This window comes from Nonomuraea sp. NPDC005983 (assembly GCF_040614375.1).
In the GTDB taxonomy this organism is placed as follows: Bacteria; Actinomycetota; Actinomycetes; order Streptosporangiales; family Streptosporangiaceae; genus Nonomuraea.
On record NZ_JBEXUP010000303.1, the window covers coordinates 1 to 1,093 of the forward strand.

A 1,093-nucleotide genomic window follows, 5' to 3' on the forward strand; every position below is an offset into this window, starting at 1 on the left:
AGAGGGCGTTTAGGGAGTGCTCGCGGCTCTATGTGCCACTCTGGCCGTCCGGCGAGCTGACCGTTCCGTAGGACTTGATGGACTTTGTCCACGGCGGCGAGGCGGACCGCCAGCCCGTCTTCTCCGGGTAGCGGCCCGGGATTCCGTCTGGCGTAGGGCCGTCCGGAAACGCCAGGTCCGGCGCGAAGCGTGCGAACCCGGCCCGCAGGAGAGTAGGGCTCTGCCATGACCGAGCGCCGCCCCTACCCCTCCGACATCTCCGACGCCCGCTGGGCACTGATCGAGCCCACTCTCACCGCCTGGCGTAAAGCCCGCGTTGACCGTCGCCCGACCGGCGTACAAGCCCCCACCGACCTGCGCGACATCTTCAACGCCATCCTGTACGTCAATCGGACCGGGATCGCCTGGAAGTACCTTCCGCACGACTTTCCGCCGCATGGCACCGTCTATGCCTACTATGCCGCCTGGCGCGACCAGGGCATCTTCGCTGCGCTCAATTACGCGCTGACCGGTCTGGCCCGAGTCAAGGAGGGCCGTCCCGCCGAGCCGACCGCGGCCGTCATCGACACCCAATCGGTCAAGACCTCCACCAACCCGCCGACCGAGACTCAAGGAACGGACGCCGCGAAGAAGATCGTCGGGAGGAAGAGGGGCGTCGTCACCGATGTGAGCGGTCTGCTCCTGGCGGTCCTGGTCTGCGCCGCTTCCGTCTCCGAAAACCAGGTCGGCATCGCTCTGCTGGATCAGGCCAAGGCCTCCCACCCCGCCTTGACCAAGACGTGGGTGGACGCCGGATTCAAGGCCCAGTTCGTCGAGCACGCCGCCGCCTTGGGCATCGATGCCGAGATTGTCCCGAGGAACACGCAGACCTCAGGCTTCTCTGTGGTCAAGCGACGGTGGGTCGTCGAGCGCACGCTAGGTTGGCTGATGCTCCACCGCCGCCTGGCCCGCGACTTCGAGTCGCTGCCCCGCAGCTCCGAATCCATGATCCACATCGCGATGATCGACAACGTGAGCAAGCGCATCACCGGCGAAAACACGCCTACCTGGCGCGGCACATACTAGGGCGAAATGATCAAACCAAACGCCCTCT

The 1,093-nt window shown here is 65.8% G+C and carries 1 protein-coding gene; it reads left to right on the forward strand.

Going from position 1 to position 1,093, the window contains the following annotated elements; translation table 11 throughout:
* Positions 1-225 precede the first annotated feature (225 nt).
* Positions 226-1,065 (forward strand): IS5 family transposase, encoded by an 840-nt coding sequence (locus ABZ297_RS46865; protein WP_355361123.1) that lies wholly within the window; start codon positions 226-228, stop codon positions 1,063-1,065.
* The last annotated feature ends 28 nt before the right edge of the window (positions 1,066-1,093 follow it).